General features: G+C 46.3%; 4 protein-coding genes. 3 read left to right on the top strand and 1 reads right to left on the bottom strand.

Features of this window, described 5'->3' with window-relative positions; translation table 11 throughout:
- Positions 1 to 239: 239 nt before the first annotated feature.
- On the top strand, positions 240 to 572 hold the full coding sequence (locus tag AB7S66_RS12340; RefSeq protein ID WP_428520436.1) for an acetolactate decarboxylase: 333 nt from the start codon (positions 240 to 242) through the stop codon (positions 570 to 572).
- Between the two features lie 189 nt (positions 573 to 761).
- On the opposite strand, the gene AB7S66_RS12335 is transcribed toward AB7S66_RS12340, so the two are convergent.
- Positions 762 to 1,670 (bottom strand): damage-control phosphatase ARMT1 family protein, encoded by a 909-nt coding sequence (locus AB7S66_RS12335; protein ID WP_428520434.1) that lies wholly within the window; start codon positions 1,668 to 1,670, stop codon positions 762 to 764.
- Positions 1,671 to 1,833: 163 nt separating this feature from the next.
- Between AB7S66_RS12335 and AB7S66_RS12330 the strand changes: the two genes are divergently transcribed.
- Entirely contained in the window at positions 1,834 to 2,628 is a 795-nt protein-coding gene (locus AB7S66_RS12330; RefSeq protein WP_428520432.1) for a sugar phosphate isomerase/epimerase family protein, read from the top strand.
- Between the two features lie 49 nt (positions 2,629 to 2,677).
- The coding region (locus tag AB7S66_RS12325) for a cupin domain-containing protein (RefSeq protein WP_428520430.1) at positions 2,678 to 2,934 on the top strand (257 nt) is incomplete at its 3' end.

Below are 2,934 nucleotides of genomic sequence, written 5' to 3'. Positions count from 1 at the left end.
ATGTCGAAGTTGACTGGGGAGCGGTCATGGCAGCAGCTGTTACCATCATGGCCCCGGCAATTATCCTTACGATGTTCTTCCAGAAGTATGTTGTCAAAGGACTTACGATGGGAGCTGTGAAAGGGTAGGGAGAGCTTTTCACGCACAAGATGCATTTTACTGAAAATGTAATGGATGTTTCTTGTCTCACCTGTCTGCACCCCCTATGCCAAGTGTAGGTAGGGGGTGATCTGGTGAAGATGGGGAAACGGTTGTTCAATGCATTGTTGCAGGGAGAGTACGATGGATTTATATCTGTGGGTACCTTTGATACCCTGGGTGGTGAGATGATCATGCTTGATGGCGTGGTGTATAAGGCAAAGACTGATGGAACTGATGATGTTCTGGCCCCCTCTGCTGTCGTAACCCCATTCATTGCGGATATTCTGGATACGCAAACAGGTGAGTTGCTTGCTATCGAGAAACTGAAAACTCGTCTCAATGCAGGCATAAGCCAAACCACCGGCTGTATCAACCGGTTCTATGGTGCGATGGTAAGTGGAACGTCTTCTTCATTATGGGGAAGTAATTAACCTGCCAGGTTGGCATTTGCGCTTCCTTTCTGGAGATAAATGCAAGGGGGCACCTTTTGGAGGATTCTCTTGTTCAGAAAAAAATTCCAGCTCATGCTTCCCTCTGGCAGTTCCTTTGCATCCATGGATATTTCTGAAGACAGAAGAGAGGAGACTCAGACCATAGAAGGAGCGGGGCGCCCGTAGCTTTTAGTATTGGGCTTTCTTTGAATGCTTCGTATTTCTTTTCAGAATCAATTCCATCATTGATCCACCAATTTCGCGCCTGAGCACCTCACACTTGATGATGAAGAGAAAAAATATTGGGCCTTCAGCCTGAGAGAGTGCTTCATAGTTGCCTTGTCCCTTGCTGATGATTAGATCTGCCCCATCATACAATCTTAGGAATTCAGGGTCAGCATCGCTCAGGATCAACCCAGGTGTCTTGCTCCCACTGGAAACAATGGTAGCCACCGAATCGAGTCCGCAATCCAAGGCATCCTTGACCAATGCATCATTGAGAATCGGTTGTCCCCTGGTGACGTAATACAGTTCAAGTTGCGGGAATGCTTTTGCAATCGTTTCCAACAATACTCTGTCAAAGACGATTTCCCCAGCATTGTCCCCAATATACATCAACCGTTTTGCTGAATGTAGGGATTGTTTGAAGGTGTCGAATTCAAACAAGGAAGATGCTTCCTCTCCTTCTGCATCTTGTGACTGTTCAAGGATCCTGGTAATTTCTCCTTGTACGTCAATACCATTGGGAAAAGCACCATAATCGATGATATTTCCTGCACAAGCCAGCTTTACCGCTGTCTTCAGTGGGTTTTGCGATTCTTTTACGATTCTTCTCAGATCATCTATCACCGCTAGGGCTTGTGTATTACTCATTATTTTCACAGAACGATAGGGATCTTCCTCGCCTGATTTTTCTACAAACAGTCGTTGTATATGGTAGGCCATTGCAGGAGGAGTCATGTCCAAGGGGAAACGCTTGAGTTCATCACCGACTTCGTCCATGATTTGCTTGATTGATTCAGGAGGGAGGCCCAAAAGTTTCCCTGATGCGAGTACCTGATTGAAGAAACAGGGGATGCATTCGAGTGTGGTATTCATGGGAGCGAATATACCATATTTCAGAATATCTTGGTAGTTGATGTTCAACATATTTATCGGGAAATACTTGCATTATCCATTGGGTCATATGTTGCTGTAGTGTTGTGCGTTTCTCTGGTCTCCTCCTGTACCCTCTGCTATACTGTAATAGAGGGTTTCCTATATGAGAAGAGTTGGTGTTCACGAAACTCGGTTCAAGGTATATGGGAACGATGATGTTGTTGCCCTGTTTGCCAGAGCGAGGGAATACGAATACAATCTGCTCGAAATCAATGGAGAGCGCTTGCTCTCCCTGTCTCCCCTTGGGCTTAAGCGTATATCATTGGAGGCAAGAAACTTCCAGTTGGATCTCTCGTATTCACTTACCCTTGGACCTCTCTACGATCTTTCATCACTGGATGAAGAGGTGAGAAAGAGGGGTCTTTCAACAGTAGAGAAAATCATCAGGAATATCGGACAGATGGGAGGGGGGAGTCTGAATGGGCCTTTCTACACCGCTTTTCCTCCATTACTCCACATGGAAAGCCAGAAGGATCGTTTGTTTGAACAGAGTGTGGGAAGTCTGAGGTCTTTGGCAAATATTGCAGTAGATGAAGATGTCTTGTTGAACATTCGCCCGGTAAATCGCTACGAACACTTTTTCCTAAACACTGCTTCTGACGCGCTCCAATTTGTTCGGGCTGTCAATCATCCAGGCTGTGGAATTGATCTTGATACCTTCCATATGAATATCGAGGAGTCAAACATGCTCGCTGCTTTCGAGCAAGCTGGGTATTATCTACACTGCATTCATATCAGGGAGAACAATGGACAAGCGGTTGGCAGTGGAACGTTGCCCTGGGCGCTTGTCAAGGAACGACTCGACCTCATGCACTATGCAGGTCCACTCGTACATGCTCCTGAGGCCATGAAGATAGCACCATTTGAGGGAAAGCAGATCAGGAGGTTGCTTTGTTAGGAGCTTTTCTTCCTTCCTGAAATTGGGTAGGCTGTTTGCAGGAGTCGATATGAACAAATTGAAATATGATGATACCACTGAAATTACCATGGCCCCTGGTGTATCCAGAAGGGTTCTCTCCCATACTCCCGATCTGATGCTGGTTGAAGTAACCTTTGTCTCCGGTGCAGTAGTCCCAGTCCATAATCACCCTCATCAGCAAATCAGCTATGTCAAGTCAGGGCGATTTTCCTTCACAAGCAATGGATCGTCTGAAGAAGCAGGTCCTGGTGATTCGTTGGCCTTTGCCTCGAATGTGGAGCATGG

Origin of the sequence: Sphaerochaeta sp. (assembly GCF_050178175.1) — a bacterium.
GTDB lineage: Bacteria > Spirochaetota > Spirochaetia > Sphaerochaetales > Sphaerochaetaceae > Sphaerochaeta.
The sequence above is the reverse complement of the archived record's forward strand: the minus strand, read 5'-3'. Positions and strand labels throughout refer to the sequence as shown.

Coding starts and splice junctions, on each gene's coding strand:
- AB7S66_RS12330 (WP_428520432.1), top strand. CDS start 1,834: ATGAGAAGAGTTGGTGTTCACGAAACTCGGTTCAAGGTATATGGGAAC.
- AB7S66_RS12340 (WP_428520436.1), top strand. CDS start 240: ATGGGGAAACGGTTGTTCAATGCATTGTTGCAGGGAGAGTACGATGGA.
- AB7S66_RS12335 (WP_428520434.1), bottom strand. CDS start 1,670: ATGAATACCACACTCGAATGCATCCCCTGTTTCTTCAATCAGGTACTC.